This is a genomic window from Tistrella mobilis KA081020-065, from assembly GCF_000264455.2.
Taxonomy (GTDB): domain Bacteria; phylum Pseudomonadota; class Alphaproteobacteria; order Tistrellales; family Tistrellaceae; genus Tistrella; species Tistrella mobilis.
The window spans coordinates 2265883-2286717 of sequence record NC_017956.1; the positions used below are offsets into that span (position 1 = coordinate 2265883).

The following is a 20835-nucleotide window of genomic DNA, read 5'->3' on the forward strand; positions in this document are numbered from 1 at the left end:
TCTCACCCCCGCGACCTGACCTATGCTTCGGGCATGGGGTCCGGTCGGCCCCGCCCGTCCGCGGAAAGGGCTGCGCCCGCGACCGACGAGAGATATGGCCGATCATTCCGTCGCCCTTTCCCTCGTCCGCCGGCGGACACGGACGGTACCGGAAAGGGTTTCCGTGATGACCGACCGGCGTTCTGCGCCCGCAGCGCGGCCCGAACCATTCCTTCTCGATCTCGATCAGCAGCGTCGCCAGGCACGCAACCTGCTCCGTGCCGCCCGGGCGGGCGATCCCGATGCGCTGGCCCGGCTGCACCGCCACTGGCGCCGTGCCGACCGGCCAGCCGTGCTGGCTGATGCGCTTCACGTCATCGCCCGCGAGCTGGGCCTCGCCTCCTGGCCGAAGCTCAAGGCCCATATCGCAGCGCTCGACGCGGCCGGCGCGGCCATCGCCGACGCGCAACCCGTGGCGGATGAAGCCCCGGGCACCCTTCATCTGCGCTGCGGCAGCGACATTCGCGACGGCCTGCGCCTCGCCGGCTTTACCGGTGATTTCCTGGAGGTCTCGGACCCGATCTGCCACGGCCCCGTACCCGAGGGCGACGACATCATCGAGGTCCGCGCCCGCTTCATCGCCGGCAGCTATCAGAGCCTCCCCGGGCTGACCGTGGCTGCCGTCACCGACAAGCTCACCCGCGAGGCGGAAGGGCTCGCCGCAGCCGCAGGCGGCACCAGGCCCGTGGTGCTCTGGATGGAGCATGACCCTTATGACCAGCTGATCCTGGCCCGATGCCTTGCCGCCTTCGCGGCAGCCGGCCGCGGCGAGGGGTTGCAGCTGATCCTGCGCGACGGCTTCCCCGGCCGGGCGCGCTTCATCGGCCTCGGCCAGTTGCCGCCGCCGGCGCTGCGCCTGCTTTGGGCCGAGCGTCGGCCGGTCACCCGCGACATGCTCGGGCTTGGCCAGGCGGTCTGGGCAGCCCTGCGCCGGCCCGATCCGCGCGATCTGGCGGCGATTGCCGCCGGCGGCACCCCTGTCTTGCCCCAGATGGCCCCGGCACTACACCGGTATCTGGCCGAACTGCCTGGGCTCGGCGACGGCCTGTCGCTGACCGAACGCCTGACGCTGGAGATGATCGCCGAGGCCCCGGACGCGCCACCGACCGCCGGCCGGTTGTTCGGCCGGCTGATGCGCGAGACCGACCCTCTGCCCTGGCTGGGCGACGCCATGTATCTCGCGATCCTGCACCAGCTTGCACAGGCCCGCGATCCGGCGATCCGCCTTGTCGATGCCGCAGACGGCGACCCGTATCGGGCGGTGGTCGCACTCACCGGGGCCGGGCGCGCGGTGCTTGCCGGCCGGCGCGATGCCCTTGGCCTCGCCCCGCCGCCGCGCCAGCTGGGCGGCGTACAGATCGATCCCACCGCCCACCACTGGCGCTGGGACCGCGAGGCGGAGTGCGTCGTAGAAGCCGGCCCCGCCATCCGCTGACGGTCGGACGCCCGACAGAAAAACGGCCCCGCGCATCACGCGCGGGGCCGCCAGACATTCCTGATCGTTGCGAATGAACGCGCAGATCAATAATAGGCGTACTTGCCGTTGCTCCACTTATAGACCACGTAGCCGGGAGCAGCCACGTCGCCCTTGGCGTCGAAGCTGATATTGCCCAGCACGGTGTCAAACTTCATGGAGTGGAGGTTCTTGTTCACCGGCTCGAAGTCGACCGACTTGGCGGCATTGGCAGCCTGGGCCCAGGCCTGAACCGCGCCATAGGTGTAGAGGGTATAGCCCTCGGGATCGAAACCCGATTCCTGGAACTTCGCCACCACAGGGGCCGCCGCCTCGTTCAGCTTCGGATCCGGGCTGAAGGTCATCAGCGCGCCCTCGCCGGCCGGGCCGGTGATCGACCACCATTCCTCGGTGACCATGGCATCGCCCGACATCAGCACCGCGTTCAGGCCGGCTTCCTTGGCCTGGCGCTGGATCAGCGCCGATTCGGTGTGATAGCCGCCGACATAGATCAGGTCGATGCCCTCGTTCTTCATCTTGGTGACGAGGGCCGAATAGTCCTTTTCGCCGGCGGTATAGGCCTCGTACATGGCCTCCTGCACGCCCAGCTTGTTCAGGTTCTTCTTGGTCTCATCCGCCAGACCCTGACCATAGGTGGTCTTGTCGTGCAGGATCGCGACCTTCTTGCCCTTGAAATGCTCGTTGATGAAGGCGGCAGCCACCTCGCCCTGCTGGTCGTCGCGACCGCAGGTGCGGAACACGCCCGAGAGGCCGCGTTCGGTCAGCTGCGGGTTGGTGGAGCCCGGCGAGATCTGGACGATGCCCTCGTCATTGTAGATGTCCGACGCCGGAATCGACGACGACGAGCACCAGTGGCCGGCGACGAAGACCACGCCGTCCGACACCAGCTTATTGGCCAGCGACACGGCCTGCTTCGGATCGCAGGCGTCGTCGCCCACCACCAGACGCAGCTGTTCGCCGTTCACGCCGCCGGCGGCGTTGATGTCCTTCACCGCCATTTCGGCGCCGTTGCGCATCTGGGTGCCGATGACGGCGTACTGGCCGGTCATCGGGCCCGCAACCGAGATCACGATCTCGGCCTGCGCCGCACCGGCCAGCGCCAGCGTCGCCACGGCGCCGAGCAGCGCCCCCTTGAGACCGCGATTGATCGAAGTCCTGGTCATGGTCTGGTCGTCTCCCTGTTGACCCGTGCCGACGGGCGATCACGCCCGCTCCCCCGGCACGGAAACCCATCTCAATCGTCCTGGGCGCCAGCGCCCGGGCCTCAACCGCCCTGAGCCAGGGGCCGGGCCGGTTTCAGCCGGCAGCCCCGCCCTTCTCGCGCCAGCCGAAAATCCCGGCGCGCTCATAGGCCCATGGATACTGCTTCACCATCATCATCGCGTTATACGCACGATAGACGATCATCGCGATCGCGACGAGCACCACCGCATCCACCACATAACCGGTGAAGGATATCAGCTCACCGTCATAGAGCGCGTATTTCAGGAACCGCGACGCCGCGGCCAGCAGCATGCCATAGGGCACGGCATGCCAGACCGGCCGCCAGGTCATGGCCAGCGCGCGGCCGGTCATGTAGGCGCAGAAGCCCATCAGCGCCAGCGTCACGCCGATGAAGACCGGCAGGCTGCTTCCGATCACGGCGTCCATGAACCGTTCCCCCCATCGATACCGCGCATCAATGCCCGCCCTCCAGATAGGCCCGCCGCACTTCCGGATCGGCCAGCAGCGCCTGGCCGGTGCCCGAGGTGACGATCTGGCCGGTGGCCATCACATAGCCGCGATGGGCCAGTTTCAGCGCATGGAAGGCGTTCTGTTCCACCAGGAAGATGGTGATCTTCTCAGAGGTGTTGATCTCGCGGATGATCGAAAAGATCTGCTTCACCACCAGCGGTGCCAGCCCCAGCGACGGCTCGTCGAGCAGCAGCAGCCGTGGGCGGCTCATCAGCGCCCGGCCGATCGCCAGCATCTGCTGTTCACCGCCCGACAGCGTGCCGCCGCGCTGATTGCGCCGCTCCTTCAGCCGCGGGAACAGGTCGAAGACCCGCTCCAGATCCTGCGCGAAATATTTGGGATCGGTGGTCACCGCCCCCAGCTGCAGGTTCTCGATCACCGACATGCGCGGGAAGACCCGCCGGCCCTCGGGCGACTGGGCAATCCCCATGCGCACGATCTGGTGGGTGTCGAGACCGGTGATGTCCTGGCCGTCGAAGACGATCCGGCCGGACCGCGCCCGCGGATTGCCGCAGATGCTCATCAGCAGGGTCGACTTGCCGGCGCCATTGGCGCCGATCAGCGACACGATCTCGCCCTCGGCCACCGACATCGACACACCCTTCAGCGCCTGGATGTTGCCGTAGAAGGTTTCCAGCCCCGAAATCTCCAGCATCACTGCGCCTCCGGGCTGATGCCGAGATCGGCTGCGACCTCGGGCGGCAGTTCGTCATCCTCTTCCTCGCCCAAATAGGCGCGGATGACGGCGGGGTCGTTGCGCACCGCTTCCGGCAGGCCGTCGGAAATCTTGCGGCCGTAATCCAGCACCACGACGTGGTCGGAAATGGTCATCACCACGCTCATGTCGTGTTCAATCAGCAGCAGCCCGACCCCGTCACGATCACGGATCGAGAGCAGCAGATCGTTCAGTTCCAGCGATTCCCGCGGGTTGAGACCCGCCGCCGGCTCGTCCAGACACAGCACCGCCGGGCGGGTGCACATGGCACGGGCAATCTCCAGTCGGCGCTGATGACCATAGGGCAGCTCGCTCGCCAGCCGGTCGGCATGGTCCATCAGCTCCACCCGCCGCAGCCAGTCCACAGCCAGTTCAAGGGCCTCGGTCTCGACCTTACGATAGGATGGCAGGCCGAACAGCCCGGCAATGGAGAAGGCGGAAGCGCGCATCAGAAGGTTGTGCTGGGCGACCAGCAGGTTTTCCAGCACCGACAGGCTCGGGAACAGCCGGATGTTCTGGAAGGTGCGCGCCACACCGGCGCGGGCGATGCGGAAGCCGTCCATCCGCTCCAGCTTGCGGGCGCCTGCCGCGGTGTGGAGGGTCAGCGCCCCCGCCGTCGGCCGGTAGAAACCGGTCAGGCAGTTGAACACCGTGGTCTTGCCGGCGCCGTTCGGGCCGATGATCGCGGTGATCTCGCCCTTGGCGGCGGTGAAGCTCAGATCGTTCACGGCGGTCAGCCCGCCGAAACGCATGGTCAGGTGCTCGACCTCGAGCAGCGGCGCCGGGGCGGTGGTCGCGCGGGGCGCCGCGGTTGCGGTCGTCGTCATCCGATGGATCCTCCCCGCCTCATCCGTCGCGCCCATTGAGGCCCAGCCTGGACCTCAATCGCGAGAGCTGCATGGTCGGCTCGCGGAAGGCGAGCAGGCCGCGCGGCCGCCAGATCATGATCAGCACCATGGCGAGGCCGAAGAACAGCATGCGGAACTGCTGCAGATCACGGGCGAGTTCCGGCAGCAGGATCAGCAGGATGGCGGCCAGAACCACGCCGACCTGGCTGCCCATGCCGCCCAGCACCACGATCGCCAGGATCACGGCGCTTTCGGTGAAGACGAAGCTCTCGGGGCTGATGAAGCCTTGGCGGGTGGCGAAGAAGGCGCCGGCGAAGCCGCCGAAAGTGGCCCCCAGCGCGAAGGCCGAGAGCTTCACATTGGTGGGATTGATGCCCAGCGACCGGCAGGCGATCTCGTCCTCGCGCAGGGCCTCCCAGGCGCGGCCGATCGGCAGCTTGCGCATACGCAGCACCACCAGATTGGTGATCAGCGCCAGCGCCAGGATCAGGTAGTAGAGGAACACCACCCGGTGTTCCGAGGAATAGGAGAGCCCGAACAGCTCGTGGAAGGCGGTCTCGCCCTCGCCGGCATTGCGGGTGAACTCGAACCCGAAAAAGCTCGGCCGCGGAATGCTCGCGATGCCGTTGGGGCCGCCGGTGAACCAGCTCCAGTTCAGCAGCACCACGCGGATGATTTCGCCGAACCCCAGCGTCACGATCGCCAGATAGTCGCCGCGCAGACGCAGCACCGGATAGCCGAGCGCGATGCCGAACGAGGCAGCGAACAGCCCGGCCAGCGGCAGGCAGGCCCAGAAGGACCAACCGAAATAGGCGTTCAGCAGCGCATAGGAATAGGCGCCGACGGCATAGAAGGCGACATAGCCGAGGTCGAGCAGACCGGCCAGGCCGACCACGATGTTGAGGCCCCAGCCCAGCATCACATAGATCAGCACCAGGGTGGCGAGGTCGACCGAGGTGCGGTCCATGAACGGCATCAGCGGCAGGATGATCGCCACGACGATACCGCCCCAGCCGATGCCCTTCAGATATTTCGCCACACCCTGGCCGGCATGGGTGCCGGCGCGGGCGCCGCCATGGGCCGGGCCGCGGACCCGGGCCCAGGTGGTGATGGCCAGCCGGCCGAAGAACACCGCGACGACCGCGATGATCAGCCAGTCCCAACGCGGTTCCACCACCACGACCGGGCCTTCGGCGACGGTCTTGAGGCCCAGCATCGGCAGGGCCAGGATGAAGGCGACGAAGGCGGCGAGACCCGCATCCTTGATCGCCGCGCCGACGGGATTGGGCCGGCCGGCGGCAGGGGTTCCGGTGGTGGTCGCCATCAGACCTTCTCCACCTCAGGCTGGCCGAGCAGGCCGGTGGGCCGGAAGATCAGCACCGCAACCAGGATCGAGAAGGCCGCCACGTCCTTGTATTCGGCCGAGAAATAGCCGGACCAGAAGGCCTCGATCAGCCCCAGCAGCAGCCCGCCCAGCATGGCGCCGGGCAGCGAGCCGATGCCGCCCAGCACGGCGGCGGTGAAAGCCTTCAACCCGGCCAGGAAGCCGATGAAGAAGTCGATCACACCGTAATAGAGCGTGACCATCAGCCCGGCCACCGCGGCCAGCGCCGCACCCATCACGAAGGTCAGCGCCACCGTCCGGTTGACGTCGATGCCGAGCAGCGAGGCCATCTTCATATCCTGCTCGCAGGCGCGCTGGGCGCGGCCGAGCGGCGTCTGCTTGATCACCAGGGTGAAGGCGGTCATCGCCGCCACCGTGGTCAGCACGATCAGGATCTGGATGTATGAGATGGTGACGGCGTTGTCGCCGAAGCCATGGATGCTGATCCCGCCCGAGATCACCGGCTGCAGCGCCTTGGTGCGCGCGCCTTGTACGATCTGGACATAATTCTGCAGGAAGATCGACATGCCGATGGCCGAGATCAGCGGCGCCAGGCGGAAGGATCCGCGCAGCGGCCGATAGGCCACGCGCTCGATCGTCCAGCCATAGGCGGCGGTGAAGGCCATCGCGATCAACAGCACCATCAGCAGGGCCAGCGGCACATAGGTAATGCCGGCCATGCCGAGCACCGAGAAGGCGATCAGCGAGATGAAGGCACCGATCATGTACACCTCGCCATGGGCGAAGTTGATCATGCCGATGATGCCGTACACCATCGTGTAGCCGATGGCGATCAGGCCATAGATGCCGCCGAGCGTGAGCCCGTTGACCAACTGCTGAAGAAAGTAGTCCATGACCCCCCGATACGGTCTTGGTCACGGCCGTCATGACGCGCAGCCCCTGACATCATCATCCCGTCTGCCCGGCTGATCGCCTCCGTCGGACACACACGCCCCGCAACCGGCATCCCCTCTCCCCCGAGAGAATGGCCCTGTGCTTCCGGCAGGTCTCTGACCTGACCCACCGTCCCGGTCGTCTACGTGGTCCGGACGGATGACGCCTTCCCCCTGGTCATCCGTGATCGCCCGTCATGCCCTGCAATCGTCTTGCAGCCCCCGGTGTCGAGGCTTCTCTGCGACCCCCCGGTCGCGGCCTCGATCCCCTGTCATCGATCTGTCGAAAAGAGTAGCCACTGGCCACAGGGTGCGGCAAGCCCCGAATGCCGCTTTCCCGAAGATTTGCGCCCACGGCACTATCGCATCGCGTTCCTTCCGGGAAACTCGGGAGGCACATGCAACTTCGAACATATTCGCAGGTCCCGTCCACCATCAGTGGACGGCGGATCCGGCCGGTCGGCGGCCCCGGACCGTCACGCGATGATCGAACGGCCGCCGGGGCGCGGAACCGTCGCGGGCGCCGCATCCCGTGCAGGTCGCGCCCCCGCATTCCGGCGGTTGCGGACATAGGCGAGCTTGTCGCGCGCCAGCCGCGCCAGCGCCGCCTCGGGCGTGCCGTGGGGCGCCATGAACGCCACCTCCTCACCCGTGGCCGCATCCACGGCCGCCACCCTCAGGAAGCCTGCGGTCGCGGTAATCTCCAGCAGAATATCGGCATCGGCGGCCATGGGCGGATCCTTCGGCGGATGATCCGGATAATCTGGCCCCGCCCGGCCTGCGACACAAGTCGCACCGATACAAGAACGGCGCCGGAGGAAGCTCTCCGGCGCCGTCGGTTCGAATGCCTGCGGAAAAGGCGGATCAGGCGACCGCGACCCCCTGGCGGCGATCGAGGCCGAGTTCGCTCCAGACCGAGAGCAGCGCTTCGACCAGCTGGTCCATCATCGCGTCGTCATGGAAGGGGCTGGGCGTGAAGCGCAGCCGTTCGGTACCGCGCGGCACGGTCGGGTAGTTGATCGGCTGGACATAGATGCCGTGCTCGTCCAGCAGCAGGTCGCTGGCCTTCTTGCACGCCACCGGATCCCCCACCATCACCGGTACGATATGGCTGACCGACGGCATCACCGGCAGGCCCGCTTCGGCGAGCAGCCGCTTCAGCCGGGCCGCACGCTCCTGATGGCGGCTGCGTTCGACCGTGCTTTCCTTCAGATGCCGCACGCTCGCCAGCGCACCGCCCGCGATCGCCGGAGGCAGCGAGGTCGAGAAGATGAAGCCCGGCGCATTGCTGCGGATGAAATCGACCGTCGCGGCCGAGGCGGCGACATAGCCGCCGACCACGCCGAAGGCCTTGGCGAGGGTGCCCTGGATCAGGTCGATCCGTCCCATCAGCTCCCGCGCTTCGGCGACACCGCCGCCACGCGGGCCGTAGAGGCCCACGGCGTGAACCTCGTCGATATAGGAGAAGGCGCCATGGCGTTCGCAGACATCCAGGATCTCCGCGATCGGCGCGATGTCGCCATCCATCGAATAGACCGATTCGAAGGCCACGATCTTGGGCGCCGCCGGGTCGACAGAGGCGAGCTTCGCCTCAAGATCGGCCGGGTCATTGTGCCGGAAGATGTGCCGCGCCGCGCCGGAATGCCGGATGCCGGCGATCATCGAGGCGTGGTTGAGCGCGTCGGAGAACAGATGGCATCCGGGCAGACCACGCGCGAGAGTCGAAAGCGCCGCCTCGTTGGCGTTGTAGCCCGAGGTGAACAGCAGGGCCGCTTCCTTGCCGTGCAGATCGGCAAGCTCGGCTTCCAGCAGCACATGCAGGTGGTTGGTGCCCGAAATGTTGCGTGTGCCGCCGGCACCGGCGCCCATGTTCCGCACCGCATCCTGCATGGCCGCAAGCACCTTGGGGTGCTGGCCCATGCCCAGATAATCGTTGCTGCACCAGACGACGATGTCGCGGGTCCCCTGGGGACCGTGATGGGTGGCGCGCGGGAAAGCGCCGGCATGGCGTTCGAGATCGGCGAAGACGCGGTAGCGGCCTTCGCGCTTCAGATCAGAGAGCGCGGCCTCGAAAAACGCCTGATAGTCCATCACTAACCTCACAACACGTCGTGACGCGGTCCGCCCGGCGGTTCGTCCGTCGGGCTCGAGACCCACGTGCCGGGAAGGCTTCTCCCGCAGGACCGGTTCCGGTCGGGAGACCGGTCGGAACGAGGCGCTTCCTCTTGGCTCGGACACGTCACGCACCCGAACCGGCGTATCGGCCAGAGACCGGCAGTGCGGCCTGAAACCGGCGTCGCCCGAGGCGTGACATGTTCATGCCACAAAGATAGGCCGACAGCCTACGCGACACAACGACGCGCCGCGGATGGGCGCCCGGAAATTCAGGCGTCGACCGGCTCTGCCGCACCCGATCCGCCCTCGTCGCCCGCGACTGCGAGGCGGTAGCGCTCGGTGGTGCGATCAACCCGGCGGGCCAGCTCGCGCATGATCTCCACCGCCATCTGCGGCACCTGCGCGATCAACTGGAAGAACAGTTCCTTGGAAATCCGGAGCGCGATGACCGGGGTTGCCGCCACCACCGTCGCGGTCCGGGGCACGTCGCACAGAATGGCGATTTCGCCGACCACGTCGTTGCGGCCCAGATCGGCCACTTTCAACGGGCCGCGCGGGGTTGCCACCTGCACCTCGGCCGAGCCCTCGACGATGATGAACACCGCATCACCGACATCGCCCTCGGCAAACACCCGGTCGCCCGGATCGAAGGTCAGCCGCTCGCTGGTGAAGGCGACGAGCTTGAGCTTGGCCGGCTCGATGTTGGCGAACATCGGCACATTGCGCAGCACTTCGACATCGCGAATCAGGCTCACCGTCGCCTCCTGCCCCTTGGCAGCCGGGTCATCGCCGGCGCCCATTCCCCTTGCATGCATCCCACGGGACGCATTCCCCGATCGCGCACCGTCAGCCCTCGGACGTCAGGCGGCGGAAGGCGCTGCCTTCCTGATCGATCTCGTCCGGCGTGCCGGTTTGTGCAACCCGCCCGCCCTGCATCACGACCACACGGTCGAAACTCCGCGCCAGCGCCGGGCGCTGCAGCGACCACACGATGCAATGCCCGGCCATCGCCTCGCGCAGGCGCTCCACCAGATCCACCTGCTCCAGCGTGTCGACGGCGGAGGTCGCTTCCGACAGGACCAGCAGATCCGGCCGCTTGAGCAGCGCCCGCGCGATCGCCGCCTTCTGGCGCTGTGCATTCGACAGCCTGGAACCGCCGGAGCCCACCTGGAAGGCCAGCCCCGCGGCCATCACCACGTCGCGCAGCTCCGCCTCGTCGATCACCTGGGCGAGCTTCTGCCCCACTTTGCCGCGCGCCTGGGCCTGGCCGTGGACGATGCGTCCGAACAGGATGTTGTCCTGGATGGAACTGCGGGCATGATAGCGCGTCCGGTCGAAGAACTCGATCCGTGCCTTGAGGTCGCCGGGTCCGTGTTCCATCAGGCGCTTGCGCGCGATCAGGATCCGCTCCCGCACCCGATCGTCGAGCACGTCCAGCCGGTGACGGGCGGGGATCAGCTGCAGGGCCAGACCGACCAGGCGGCGACGTTCCTGGGCGTCGAGTGCGCCCACGCCCTCGCGCTCGATACGGTTCAGCAGCGTCTGATACCCCGGCAGGTCTTCCGACGAGATGAAGCTGTACTGCTCGAAGAATTCATGGTCGGGCGGCAGATCGGCGAAGAGTTCGATCATCGTGGCGGCGATGCGCCGGCCGGCCTCGACCAGATCTGCATCCAGCGCACCATCGGTCAGCACCTCTTCGACGAAGGGATGCTCGACCAGCGCCTCCAGCTCTTCACCATCGCCGCGCGGGGCGCCGAACAGCAGGTTTTCGGCGACACTGGCGTTGTCGTTCCAGCGCTCCACCTCGAAGGGTTCGACCAGCTTGCCCAAGCCTTCCGTGCCCAGGGCGTCGTGGAACTTCTCGCGGCCTTCCAGCACCCGGGCCGCGCGCTCGGGCTCCGCCTCGGGGTCGATCCGGCCGCGCAGGCCCAGTGCGAAGACATCGTCGTCCAGCCGCACGATCTTCAGGGCTTCGATCATCCGGCGCTCGACCGCCTCGATCCCCTCGCCGCCGACCGCTTCGTAATCGATCCAGTCGGCGTTGATATCCCATTCGCAATTGCCCGAGCGCCGTGCCTCGTTCAGGTCCCGCTCCCACAGCCGCTTCGCCTCCCCGTCCAGCTCGCGCGCGATGACCGGGCGATGCTTCAGACCGTAGAGCAGGTTGTCGGCCAGGGCGCCGTTGAAGAACACGGTCGAGGCGCCGACGAAGGCGATGCGCCGCCCGACCACCGCATCGGGCAGGCTGGCCAGATCCTGGCCGCCGATCGTCACCCGTCCCGATTGCGGGTCGGCCAGACGCGCCAGGATCAAGGCCAGTTCGTGCTTGCCGCTGCCGGCGCCGCCGACCACGGCGGTATGGGCGTCGAGCGGCAGATGCAGGCTCACCCCTTCCAGCAGCTGGATTTCGCCCTCGTCGGCCAGGCTGACGCCCGAGAGGACGATCTCACCCGTGAAGGGCTCGATCTTCGGCGGATCCGACAGCAGACGGTCGGGATCGATCATGCCGGCGGGCTCGAACTGGGCCACGACCTGCTCATACTTGATCCGCGCGTCTTCCTTCATCTGATAGTAGGCAAGCAGTTCTTTCCAAGGCGAATACAGCTCCTTATAGGCGCTGATCACCGCCACCAGGGCACCGACCGACAGCTGTCCCTTGATCACCAGATAGCCGCCGATGGTGAAGAAAAAGAACGGCCCCAGCTGGGATATGAAATTGTTCAGGAACTTGATGAAGAATTTTCGGATATAGATCTCGTAGCGAACCCAGAACACGGCATTCATACGGTTCGCAAAGTCCGCCAGCTCATATGCTGCCGTATCGTTCGATCGGATCTCCTGAATGCCAGTGATCGTCTCGCCGATCCGGTCAGAGACCTTGCGCATCAGCCGCACCCGGGTCTTGCCCAGGTTGTTGACCTTCCGCTGCAGCTTCGGGATCAGATAGATCTGGATCGGATAGAGTGAGATCGCCGCCAGGCCCATCAACGGATCCTGGACGAACAAAAAGACCAGAATGGTCAGCAGTGTGCCGCCCTGATAGGCGGGGGTCGCGATCGCCTCGGCGATGTAGCCGCCAAGCGGCTCCACCTCGCTGGTGATCATCGGAATGGTCTCGCCGGCACTGGTCCGGCGGAAATGCGGCAGCGGGAAGCGCAGCACCCGCATGAACAGGTCATAGCGCAGCCGCCGGAGCATGCGCTCGCCCAAGAGGCCCTTGTAGACGTTGATGACGTATTTGAAGGCCTGGTTGACGATGACCAGCAACAGGAAGATGGCGCAGAGCGCGAACAGATATTCCAGCTGATCGAATTCAAACCCGAAATAGGTCTTCGGGAAATCGCTACCCTGGATCGCCTTGTTCAGGATGACCTTGGGCAGGTCCAGAAAAATATAGAGGAAGGGGAAGGATGCGACGGTAAGGATCAGAAGGATGATCTGATGTCGCAGACTATGGCGAACGATATAGCGGAACAGCGAATGTTCCATCGATACGCACCCCTTCTTGTTCTTCTTGTCCGCCCCCACGAAGGCCGGAATCGCCCCATCCCGGCAGCCGCCCCTCCGGCCGCCGATCAGCCTAAGCGCAGCGCAGGCCGGCCGCAAGTCCGACGGTCGGAAGACGGCCGGGAGCAGTGCCCGGATATGTCGTCCGTTCCCCCCTTACCCCCGGTTCCTGCCCCCCTGTTCAGGCCGCCCTGTTCAGGCGCCCCCCGTTCCGATGGTTGTGGGGGCCGAGACCGCAATGCCATCGTCGCGTCAAGGACGGGTTAACCATAGTCCGTAAAGACGGCCCGGCATCGCCGGGGCCGGTGCATCACGACGCGATACGATCAGGGGCTAGAGGCCATGCAGATTTCTCTCCGGTTCCGGGGCACGGCCTCGGTCGCCGCGCTCGCGGTTGCGCTTTCATCCACCGTGGCATCCACCGGGGCCTTCGCCCAGGCGATCATCGACAACGGCACGGTGCAGCTCGGTATCAATCCCGAAGGCAATCTGGTCGTCCCGGGCTCTGCATCCACGCCGATCGGCCTGACCTATCTTCCCGAAAAGAACACCGGCGGCAGCTTCGGCGAGGCGCTGGGGCCCGGCTGCGCCTGCGAAGGCTGGGGCATCGCCGATATCGGCACCACCCTGTTCGGCAAGGCCGGTGAAAGCTTCGGCACCGCCAATATCGACCCTGCCAGCGTCGATCTGACCGTCAGCGGCACCGGCACCCATGCGAGCTCCACAGGCAGCGCCGCACGATCGGTGGTGAATGTGGTAGAGCCCGGCGCCGACGGCCGGGTGCTGCAGGTGACCCACGATTTCAAGCCGATCGACGGCGTGAAGAACCTGTACCAGGTCGACGTCACGGTGAAGAACATCTCGGCCTCGGCAGCGGGCGAGGTTGCGAAGCTGATCTATCGCCGGGCCATGGACTGGGATATTCCGCCCACCCAGTTCTCCGAGGTCGTGACCATTCAGGGCTGGCCGGCGACCAAGCTGATCGCCGTCAGCAACAACGGCTTTGCCGACGGCAATCCCAACACGCCGCAGGGCGCGATTCCGGCGACGGGCACGGTCGCCAACGGCAACTTCACCAATGGCGGTCCCTCGGACCACGGCGCAGTGTTCGACTTCGATTTCGGCAAGCTGCCGGTGGGTGAAGAGGTCACGTTCACCATCTATTACGGGGCGGCCGGCAACGAGGCCCAGGCGCTGGCAGCGCTCAAGGCGGTCGGTGCCGAGATCTATTCGCTCGGCAAGCCCTCGGACGGCCCCCACAGCGACGCCGACGCCGGCACACCCAACACCTTCATCTTCGCCTTCGCGGGCGTCGGCGGGACGCCGATCGGTGGCGGCGGTGGCGGCAGCGGCGGGTTGACCATTCCCTATGCCAACGCCTTCCGGCAGATGGCCTTCGCCATGGCGCGCGAACATATGCGCCTGGTCTCACAGCGCCTGACCGGCCTTTCGCATGGCGGTGAAGGGACCGAAGTGTTCTGGGGCGGGCGCTCGGGCATGATCACCGCCCTCACCGCCCCGCTCGCCCAGCTGGTCTCGGCCGAAGAGGATGGCGGCATCCAGCTGGCCCAGCTGGCCCAGAATGCGGCCGCAGCGCCCGCCGGCAACACGGCCCAGGCGCGCGATATGGGTGGTGTCGAAGGTCTGCGCGCCTATGTCACCGCCTCGTACTCCGTGGGCGAGATCGACGGCACCTGGGCCAGCGGTGTCACGGTCGACTACGACGCCATCAACCTGGTCGGCGGTGTCGATTACGAGGTGCTGCGCGACGAGGGCGGTTTCGACAGCCTGCTGTTCGGCGCCGGTTTCGGCTATGGCGATTATGACGGCGAGATCGACAACACCCGCACCCGCATCGACACCCGCGGCTACACCGCCATGCTCTACGGCTCGGCGACCTTCGCGAAATCGGCCTATGCCGATCTGACCCTCGCCCATAGCTGGCTGGATTACGACTATCGCCGCGACACCGGCACCGGCGACGTCACCGCCACGCCGGATGGAAGGGAATGGGGCGGCACGCTGCGGGTCGGCTATGACTTCCGGCCCCGCATCAGCCGCTTTTCCCCCACGCGCTGGGTGTTCGGACCCTTCGTTCAGGGTCAGTATCTGAAGGCCGATATCGACGGTTTCACCGAACGGGGCAGCGGCGGCGTCACCTTCGAAGACCAGAGCGCAAAGTCGGTGACGTCGCAGCTCGGCATGCATGCCTCGGTGATGCGGTCGATGGATTGGGGCGCGCTGATCTTCTCGGGCCGCATGGCCTGGGAACATGAATATGAAGACGGCGCCGATGCCGTCACCCTGTCGAGCGGCACGGCACCCATCGACAAGGTCGACCCCGACTACGCCCGGCTGGAATTCGGCGTCACGGCGCTGATCGGCAACGACGTGGCGCTGACCGCAGATTATGCGACGCTCGCCGGCGACAAGTACCGGACCGAGCATACCGGTCGGCTGCGCCTGCGCATCGGCTTCTGAGATCGCAGCATTGGGGGCGCGGGGGCGTCGCGACGGCGGGCCTCAGCGGCGGCCGGGCAGGCGCAGCCCGGCCCCGCCGCGCTCGCGCATCACATCCTCGCGGAAGGCATGCAGTTCGGCCGGGCGGCCGCCGGTCTCGTTGGTCATCCGGCCGGTCGGTTCCACCAGCCCCGCCTGCAACACCAGCCGCCGGAAGTTCTGCTTGTGCAGCCCGCGCCCGGCCAGGGCTTCCACCGCCGTCTGCAGCCCGGTCAGGGTGAAGGCGGGCGGCATCAGCTCGAAAACCAGCGGGCGGTAGGCAAGCTTGCCGCGGATCCGACCGATGGCGGTCGCCAGGATGCGGCGATGGTCGAAGGCCATCGCCCGCCCCATGCCCCATCCCTTGGCCGGCACGCCGCCGTCACTGCCCCCGCCGGGGGCCGCCGCGACGCCGAAGCTGCGGTCCCGCACCGCTTCGGCCACCAGGCCCGCCTCGTAGAGCAGCTCATAGCGCTCCAGCACCATTTCGTCATGCCAGTCGGCCGCCTCGCCGGCCCCGGCGCCGAAGGCCAGATCGACCCGGGCCCGGCGCCGCACCCGTTCGGCCGAGGCCGCAGCGGCGATCCAGGCTTCCAGCTTCGGCCGGATGACATCCCGCACCACGGGCGGTATGCCGGCCCGGCGATCCTCCCACGGAAACAGGTCGTACCAGGATCGCCAGCCCGCCTCGGTATCGGCCGGCGGCACCGCCTCGCGGACCAGGGCCAGATAGCCGATCGACACGATCCGCGGCCCCCCCTGCCATTCCCGCGGGTCACGGCCACGATCGGCAAAGGTATAAAGCTGTTCCACATAGCCGAGCGGCAGCCGGGTCTGCGCCGTCACCCAGGCGCGCAGACCGCTTTCCAGCGTCCGGTGCGCCTCGGGCCGGAACGGGCCGGCCGGCAGGGCGTCGCCATCGCCCCCATGCACCACCAGAATGCGCGGGTCATCATCGGTGACCGCCACGATGGCAGCGGCAAGCCCGACCACCACACCGCCCTCGCCCGGGCCACGCACGCTGGACTGGACGTGATGTTCGACCGGCGGCGGAAGGTCGGAACCCGTCATGGGGGGATGCCTCGCGCCAGTCAGCCGTGCGGAACCCAGGGGGCCAGCAGATCCATGCGATCATATTCGGCAAAGCCGTTCTGCCGGATGACCACGGTGACCCGTTCGATATAGTCGCCGCCCAGTTCGGAATAGCGGGTCAGGTGGCGCAGCAGCAGGCCGCCATCCAGCTGTTCGCCCATCCGGCGCATCATCTGACGCTCGGCCCGGAACCCGGCATAGGCGGGATGGCTGTTCAGGGTGCGGACATAGTCGATGACCGATTCCACGATCGTCTCGTAGGGCTTCACTACGAACAGCGCATCATCCCAGGTCATCACGCCGAACAGCGCATTGCCTTCCCGCGCCGACCGGGACGTACCCCAACCGGATTCAAGGGCCGCCTGCCCCAGCGCCAAAGAGGTGGGAATGGCGTCGACGCGGGCCAGCAGGTCGTCGAGATCGGTGGCCTTGCCGCGATAGAAGCGGGCGATCTGGGCGATCCAGGCCTGGTCGCGCGGGCTCGGGGTGATGCCTGCCCGCACATCCCGCAGAATGGCCTGAAGCCGCGCCCGTTCGCCCAGCACGGCATTGTTGACCGCGACGATCGCCGGCAGCACCGTGCCCAGGAAACGCGCCTTGCGCTCATCCCCCATCGCGGCATCGATGTCGCCCGGCAGCCGGATCGGCGGAAGCATGCTTGCCCGAGACCGGGCGGCCGGCAGCGGCGTCACAACCGGCCTGGGCGTGCTCAGCACCGCAACATCCAGCCCGCCTTCCTCCACGGCCCACGGCATGGTGACCATCGGCGTCCGGGGCGGCAGGTGGCGGATCAGATCAGCAGCAACAGCTGTATGAACCCCGGCCAGACCTCCCGGCACGGCCATGCCCAGCACGCAGGCCAGCAGGCGAGCACGGTATCGGGTCGCGATCGGGCGGCTGTAGAAATATCGCATCATGCCCAGATGGATAGCCGAGCCGACCAGTCGGGTCCAGAGGAAAGCGCTGCCGTCCTGCCCGCGCCCTCGGGCAGGGGATCATCACCTCGATGCGGCGGCAGGGTTCAGCTTACCGGCCCCCAGGGACCGGTTCCCACCCGGCATGCGGTGACATAGGCGGTATCGGTGTCCATCCCCTCCAGAACCGTGGCGCGCAGATCACGGCAGGAGCGCAAGCCCCTGGTACCGCGTTCCCGGCCGGGCGTGACCAGCATCAGCGCTCCGTCGGCCAGGGTCCATCTCGCCGTCTGGGCCGGTTCCGCCTCGTTCAACACCATGCTCAGGCAGCGCAAATCATGTTCCGACAGGTGCCCGTCCACCTCGCTGCCGAAAATCCCCGGCGCCGCCGGCTCCACCACCTCGGAAGCGGCACAGCTGCCGGACATCTCGTCACCTGCTCCGGAGGCCCGGGCTTCCACGGTTGCGCAGGGCACGGCGAACGCCATCAGCAACAGGACAAAGGACCATCTGGGGAAAGGGTGCATAGGTCAAACCAGTCTCAGTTGGCACGCCTCCCGGAATGGCGGGAGCATCTTCAGGCTGCACCATGACGAGCGGCAGGTCGAGCCCAGGCATCGTCGGCCGCTCACCCGATACGCAGACTCACCGGGCGAGCGGCAGCTCCACCGCCATCCGCAGACCGCCTTCCTTGCGATTTTCTGCCCGGATCAACCCACCGGCCGCCTCGATGTTCCGCCGGACGATCCAGAGCCCGATGCCGAAATTACCCGCACCGGGCATGCGCTGGCTCTCGTCGCGGATCGAGACGTAGCGCTCAAAAATCCGCTCCAGATCGCCCGGCGGCACGCCCGGGCCCTGATCATCGACAAGCACCCGCACGCGGCCATCGGTGACGGTCGCCGTCACCATAACTTCAGTGCCGGGCTTCGTGAAGCTCAGCGCATTGTCGAGCAGGTTCTGCATGACCGTCTCGATCATGTCGGCCCCCACCCTTACCGAGATGTTGCGATCGATCCGGCCCACCACCCGGCGATCGCCGGTGGTGCGGGCATTCTCCTGGTACTCGTCGACAATGTCTTCCAGCAGGGCAGAAAGGTTGAGCGGTGTCCGCGGCGGGTTAAGCAGGTCGGCCACAGTCTCCTCGATGCGCCGCGCGGCATTGACCAGCACGTCGAGCCGCTGCACCGACCGCTCGATCAGATCCAGCGAGCGGCGGCCGCGCAGATCATCCTCGGGGATCGAGCGCTTCAGCGGCTCGATACTCTGGGAGATGACGGCGATCGGGGTCTTGAAGGCATGGGCGTTCTCTTCGGCCGTGCGGCGCATGGTCTCCGCCGTGCCGCGCAGATCGCGGACCATGTCGTCGAAAGACCGGGCCACGTCGTTCAGCTCCGGCACCCGATTCATTTCCGAGAAGGAGCGCTGGGTGCCGGGATCCTTGCGGATCCGGCGGGCGACGCCGGCAAAGCCGCGGATATTGCGCCAGACACTGGTGAACAGCCAGAGCACGACCAGGGCCAGGGTCAGATAGACCGCACCGGCGAAGCGGACTTCCGGCATCTGCCAATAGGGCCGGGCCAGGCTCTGCCCCACGATCCCATCCGTCGCATGGGCGGTGATCACCACCCAGCAGCCCATGGCGGCATCGATCGGGGTCAGAGAGGTCAGAACCTCCACCTGCCCCTTGGGATTGGTGTATTCCACCGCCAGCGGCCGGCCGCCGCCGCAGGTATCGGCCAGCCGGTCCAGAACCCCGGTCTCGATCAGCTCGGCGCGTTCTTCCTGCAGATAGTCCACTGGCACGGCGGGGACCGAAGCAATGTAGAAGAATGAATTGCGGTTCGCCTCGTTCGACGGCCGCAGCATCAGCTTGATCGAGACATCGGGCTGCGCCATGCGTTCGATGGTCTGGCGCACGCGCGGTACGGCGGCCGCATCGAATTCCGACAGCAGAGGGACCAGCGCCTGGGCAACAAGATTGCCCTGGCGCTGGACACTGTCGAGAAGCAGGGTCCGCTGCTGACGATCCGCCTCTTCGAACTGGTCGTAGAGGATCATCGGGACGCTGAAGAACACGACCAGAAGAATACCGAGCTTGACGGCGAAACTGTCGACCGTTCGTCTCAGCGCACGCAGCAGCGTCATCCAGCCGCCGCCCCTCAGTCTTCCGTCGCGGCGGCGTCGGTCGACCGCGGCTGCTCTGCATCCAGCCAGCGATAGCCGAAGCCCGGATAGTTCTCGATCTGGCCGAAATCAGGGTCCAGATCGCGGAACTTCTGCCGGATGCGCTTGATGAAGGTCCGGACGTTGGAGCGATAGCCCTCCGACCCGTCACCGGCCATGAATCCGGCGCCGTGGACAAGGTCGTAGAGGTCGCGATAGCGCACGTCGAGCCCGGCGCGCTCCACCATGTGCAGCACCATGCGGAATTCCGTCACGGTGAGCGGCACTTCCTGGCCGCGCCAATAGGCACGGTGGGTTTCGACCTTAAGCTCGATCTCGCCATTGCGCAGCACGTCCGACGCGGCAGCCGCATCGGCCGCGGCGCCTGCCGCTTCGCCGGCCTGCCCCTGGGCTGCGGCTTCGGCCCGACGCTTCTGCCCGCCCAGGATCAGTTCGATGCGCCGACGCAGGATCGAGAAACTGCGCGACTTTTCGACGAAATCCACCGCTCCGCTGGTCAGCGCGGCCTCTTCGTAGATCTGATCCGACAGCACGGTCAGGAAGATCACCGGAATTTCGCACCCGTCCGAGCGCAGGCGGCGCAGCACCTCGATGCCGTTCATCTCGGGCATCTTCCAGTCGAGCAGGATCAGTCCCGGTGCTTCGCCCTCGGCAAGATACGACAGGAAGCCGGGGCCGCTTGGAAAATCGGCCACGGCGAAGCCCGCATCGACCAGGTTCTGGGCGATGGATTCCCGGAACAGGTCGTCATCGTCAACGATCGCGACGTGCAGATCATCCACGCCGGTCGTCCCGGCCATGCCGTGTTCAGCTTCGTCCGCCATTCCGGTTCCTTGCTCTGATGTCGGCGAGACAGGCCTTGCGCGCCTTCTCGGTATCCTCTGCGCCCCGAATCGCGAGCGTCACCACCCGCAACTCCTGTGACGTGATATCCAGATAGAAAAACAGATCCGCTGCACAAGATCCGGTGCGGTACTGCCAGACGGTTGCGGGGGGTTCCTCGGCCACCGAAACGGGCCCGCCCAGCAGGGCACGCACGCGTTCCGGCGACAGGCCCCGCAGATCATCGGGCCCGACATCGGGGACGACCGGCGTCAGAAGGGCCTGCTGGCTTTCGCCGGCATCGTTCCGGCTGCCGGAGACCGGCTGCGCCTGGGCCGATGACGTGTTGTCCGGCTTCGGGGGCGGCGGGGCCGGCTTTTCCTGCGGTGTCAGCAGGGAGCCGTTATGCATGCCCGCAGCCGCCGCGAGCTGCGGATCGTACACGGGACCCGGCTGCGCCGTCATAGCCGTTGACGCGACCGGCGCGGGTCTTGGCGCCGCACATGCGGACAACGTAAGAGCGGCCGCCAACACTGCCGCGCCTGCTGCGCGGCGCCGTGTCCGGCGCTCGACGGAGGATGCCGTCACCTCAGCCTCTCGATCCAGGAA

18 protein-coding genes are annotated in these 20835 nt (G+C 66.8%); 2 read left to right on the plus strand and 16 right to left on the minus strand.

The genetic code is table 11. The annotated features are described in order from the left end of the window. The first annotated feature begins 166 nt into the window (after positions 1-166). Positions 167-1474 carry a DUF1835 domain-containing protein gene (locus tag TMO_RS10285; protein WP_041604906.1) on the plus strand — a complete coding sequence of 436 codons (1308 nt, stop codon included), beginning with the start codon at positions 167-169 and terminating at the stop codon, positions 1472-1474. Between the two features lie 86 nt (positions 1475-1560). On the opposite strand, the gene TMO_RS10290 is transcribed toward TMO_RS10285, so the two are convergent. The 10 genes from TMO_RS10290 to TMO_RS10335 all read right to left on the minus strand — a co-directional run bounded on the left by TMO_RS10290 (position 1561) and on the right by TMO_RS10335 (position 12694). Continuing rightward, complete coding sequence (locus TMO_RS10290) at positions 1561-2676, minus strand: branched-chain amino acid ABC transporter substrate-binding protein (RefSeq protein ID WP_014745560.1); 1116 nt, start codon at positions 2674-2676, stop codon at positions 1561-1563. Between the two features lie 133 nt (positions 2677-2809). Continuing rightward, the gene (locus TMO_RS10295; RefSeq protein WP_014745561.1) at positions 2810-3163 is read right to left on the minus strand and encodes a DUF6867 family protein; all 354 of its coding nucleotides are present in this window, start codon (positions 3161-3163) and stop codon (positions 2810-2812) included. A 28-nt stretch (positions 3164-3191) separates the two neighbouring features. Further along, positions 3192-3902, minus strand: a complete 711-nt coding sequence (locus TMO_RS10300) for an ABC transporter ATP-binding protein (RefSeq protein ID WP_014745562.1) — start codon at positions 3900-3902, stop codon at positions 3192-3194. Next, complete coding sequence (locus TMO_RS10305; RefSeq protein WP_014745563.1) at positions 3902-4789, minus strand: ABC transporter ATP-binding protein; 888 nt, start codon at positions 4787-4789, stop codon at positions 3902-3904. The genes TMO_RS10300 and TMO_RS10305 overlap by 1 nt, the downstream gene beginning before the upstream one ends. A gap of 19 nt (positions 4790-4808) precedes the next feature. After that, the gene (livM, locus tag TMO_RS10310; protein ID WP_014745564.1) at positions 4809-6134 is read right to left on the minus strand and encodes a high-affinity branched-chain amino acid ABC transporter permease LivM; all 1326 of its coding nucleotides are present in this window, start codon (positions 6132-6134) and stop codon (positions 4809-4811) included. Continuing rightward, the gene (locus TMO_RS10315) at positions 6134-7048 is read right to left on the minus strand and encodes an ABC transporter permease subunit (protein WP_014745565.1); all 915 of its coding nucleotides are present in this window, start codon (positions 7046-7048) and stop codon (positions 6134-6136) included. Before TMO_RS10315 ends, livM begins: the two co-directional genes overlap by 1 nt. A 515-nt stretch (positions 7049-7563) precedes the next feature. Further along, a complete protein-coding gene (locus TMO_RS10320; RefSeq protein WP_014745566.1) occupies positions 7564-7818 on the minus strand; it encodes a DUF6898 family protein in 255 nt (84 codons plus the stop codon). A 133-nt stretch (positions 7819-7951) separates the two neighbouring features. Further along, positions 7952-9178, minus strand: a complete 1227-nt coding sequence (gene hemA / locus TMO_RS10325) for a 5-aminolevulinate synthase (RefSeq protein ID WP_014745567.1) — start codon at positions 9176-9178, stop codon at positions 7952-7954. 293 nt (positions 9179-9471) lie between these two features. Continuing rightward, positions 9472-10002 carry a cyclic nucleotide-binding domain-containing protein gene (locus TMO_RS10330; protein WP_014745568.1) on the minus strand — a complete coding sequence of 177 codons (531 nt, stop codon included), beginning with the start codon at positions 10000-10002 and terminating at the stop codon, positions 9472-9474. Positions 10003-10048: 46 nt separating this feature from the next. Next, a complete protein-coding gene (locus tag TMO_RS10335) occupies positions 10049-12694 on the minus strand; it encodes an ABC transporter transmembrane domain-containing protein (RefSeq protein WP_041604907.1) in 2646 nt (881 codons plus the stop codon). A gap of 360 nt (positions 12695-13054) precedes the next feature. Here TMO_RS10335 and TMO_RS29365 point away from each other — a divergent pair, with 360 nt between their 5' ends. After that, positions 13055-15193 (plus strand): autotransporter outer membrane beta-barrel domain-containing protein, encoded by a 2139-nt coding sequence (locus TMO_RS29365; protein ID WP_014745570.1) that lies wholly within the window; start codon positions 13055-13057, stop codon positions 15191-15193. 42 nt (positions 15194-15235) lie between these two features. Here TMO_RS29365 and TMO_RS10345 read toward each other — a convergent pair whose 3' ends face one another. The 6 genes from TMO_RS10345 to TMO_RS29370 all read right to left on the minus strand — a co-directional run bounded on the left by TMO_RS10345 (position 15236) and on the right by TMO_RS29370 (position 20670). Further along, entirely contained in the window at positions 15236-16282 is a 1047-nt protein-coding gene (locus TMO_RS10345; protein WP_014745571.1) for an NUDIX hydrolase, read from the minus strand. Positions 16283-16302: 20 nt separating this feature from the next. Beyond that, positions 16303-17220 carry a glucosaminidase domain-containing protein gene (locus TMO_RS10350; protein WP_014745572.1) on the minus strand — a complete coding sequence of 306 codons (918 nt, stop codon included), beginning with the start codon at positions 17218-17220 and terminating at the stop codon, positions 16303-16305. 104 nt (positions 17221-17324) lie between these two features. Further along, on the minus strand, positions 17325-17645 hold the full coding sequence (locus tag TMO_RS10355; protein WP_014745573.1) for a hypothetical protein: 321 nt from the start codon (positions 17643-17645) through the stop codon (positions 17325-17327). A gap of 217 nt (positions 17646-17862) precedes the next feature. Beyond that, positions 17863-19365: a sensor histidine kinase gene (locus TMO_RS10360; RefSeq protein WP_014745574.1), complete on the minus strand. Its 1503-nt coding sequence runs from the start codon at positions 19363-19365 to the stop codon at positions 17863-17865. A gap of 14 nt (positions 19366-19379) precedes the next feature. Then, positions 19380-20228, minus strand: coding sequence for a response regulator transcription factor (locus tag TMO_RS10365; protein WP_014745575.1), 849 nt, complete (start codon positions 20226-20228; stop codon positions 19380-19382). Next, positions 20212-20670 carry a hypothetical protein gene (locus TMO_RS29370; protein WP_014745576.1) on the minus strand — a complete coding sequence of 153 codons (459 nt, stop codon included), beginning with the start codon at positions 20668-20670 and terminating at the stop codon, positions 20212-20214. Before TMO_RS29370 ends, TMO_RS10365 begins: the two co-directional genes overlap by 17 nt. Between the last annotated feature and the right edge of the window lie 165 nt (positions 20671-20835).

Excerpts from the sequence above, each read along its gene's own strand:
- TMO_RS10355 (WP_014745573.1), bottom strand. The coding sequence starts at position 17,645 with ATGTCCGGCAGCTGTGCCGCTTCCGAGGTGGTGGAGCCGGCGGCGCCG.
- TMO_RS10345 (WP_014745571.1), bottom strand. The coding sequence starts at position 16,282 with ATGACGGGTTCCGACCTTCCGCCGCCGGTCGAACATCACGTCCAGTCC.
- TMO_RS10315 (WP_014745565.1), bottom strand. The coding sequence starts at position 7,048 with ATGGACTACTTTCTTCAGCAGTTGGTCAACGGGCTCACGCTCGGCGGC.
- livM (WP_014745564.1), bottom strand. The coding sequence starts at position 6,134 with ATGGCGACCACCACCGGAACCCCTGCCGCCGGCCGGCCCAATCCCGTC.
- TMO_RS10365 (WP_014745575.1), bottom strand. The coding sequence starts at position 20,228 with ATGGCGGACGAAGCTGAACACGGCATGGCCGGGACGACCGGCGTGGAT.
- TMO_RS29365 (WP_014745570.1), top strand. The coding sequence starts at position 13,055 with ATGCAGATTTCTCTCCGGTTCCGGGGCACGGCCTCGGTCGCCGCGCTC.
- TMO_RS10305 (WP_014745563.1), bottom strand. The coding sequence starts at position 4,789 with ATGACGACGACCGCAACCGCGGCGCCCCGCGCGACCACCGCCCCGGCG.
- TMO_RS10350 (WP_014745572.1), bottom strand. The coding sequence starts at position 17,220 with ATGATGCGATATTTCTACAGCCGCCCGATCGCGACCCGATACCGTGCT.
- TMO_RS10290 (WP_014745560.1), bottom strand. The coding sequence starts at position 2,676 with ATGACCAGGACTTCGATCAATCGCGGTCTCAAGGGGGCGCTGCTCGGC.
- TMO_RS10360 (WP_014745574.1), bottom strand. The coding sequence starts at position 19,365 with ATGACGCTGCTGCGTGCGCTGAGACGAACGGTCGACAGTTTCGCCGTC.
- hemA (WP_014745567.1), bottom strand. The coding sequence starts at position 9,178 with ATGGACTATCAGGCGTTTTTCGAGGCCGCGCTCTCTGATCTGAAGCGC.
- TMO_RS10300 (WP_014745562.1), bottom strand. The coding sequence starts at position 3,902 with ATGCTGGAGATTTCGGGGCTGGAAACCTTCTACGGCAACATCCAGGCG.
- TMO_RS10295 (WP_014745561.1), bottom strand. The coding sequence starts at position 3,163 with ATGGACGCCGTGATCGGAAGCAGCCTGCCGGTCTTCATCGGCGTGACG.
- TMO_RS10320 (WP_014745566.1), bottom strand. The coding sequence starts at position 7,818 with ATGGCCGCCGATGCCGATATTCTGCTGGAGATTACCGCGACCGCAGGC.
- TMO_RS10330 (WP_014745568.1), bottom strand. The coding sequence starts at position 10,002 with ATGGGCGCCGGCGATGACCCGGCTGCCAAGGGGCAGGAGGCGACGGTG.
- TMO_RS10335 (WP_041604907.1), bottom strand. The coding sequence starts at position 12,694 with ATGGAACATTCGCTGTTCCGCTATATCGTTCGCCATAGTCTGCGACAT.
- TMO_RS10285 (WP_041604906.1), top strand. The coding sequence starts at position 167 with ATGACCGACCGGCGTTCTGCGCCCGCAGCGCGGCCCGAACCATTCCTT.